This window comes from Mesorhizobium sp. M8A.F.Ca.ET.208.01.1.1, assembly GCF_004791315.1.
In the GTDB taxonomy this organism is placed as follows: Bacteria; Pseudomonadota; Alphaproteobacteria; order Rhizobiales; family Rhizobiaceae; genus Mesorhizobium.
The window spans coordinates 1-357 of sequence record NZ_SRUT01000140.1 but is presented as its reverse complement, the minus strand read 5'-3'; the positions used below and the strand labels follow the sequence as shown (position 1 = coordinate 357).

At 64.7% G+C, this 357-nt stretch carries 1 protein-coding gene; it reads right to left on the bottom strand.

Annotated features, from left to right (window positions below; translation table 11 throughout):
* Nucleotides 1-340, bottom strand: a 340-nt coding sequence (locus tag EN851_RS34635) for an SDR family NAD(P)-dependent oxidoreductase (RefSeq protein WP_135931075.1), incomplete at its 3' end; no start/stop codon positions are given.
* Nucleotides 341-357: the final 17 nt, after the last annotated feature.

Genomic DNA, 357 nt, shown 5'->3' with positions numbered 1-357 from the left:
TGATGTTGAGGTTCAGCATTCGGTCCCAGGCGTCGGGATCGCCGTTGAGGATCTCGCCGCCGACATAGGAGCCGGCATTGGCATGGAAGATGTCGAGCTGACCGGCCTTGTCGAGGATGCCGGGCAGCATGGTCGCCACGCTGGCGGGACTGGTGAGGTCGACCACCAGCGGGATCGCGTTGTCGCCGAGTTCGCCGACAATCTCCTTGAGCTTGTCCCCTGCCCTGTCGACCAGCACGACGCGGGCGCCCGCCGCCAGCATGGCCCTGGCGCATTCGAGGCCGATGCCCGATGCCGCGCCGGTGACTGCGGCGACTTTTCCCGAAAGATCTTGAGCCATGTGTACCCTTCTCGTTT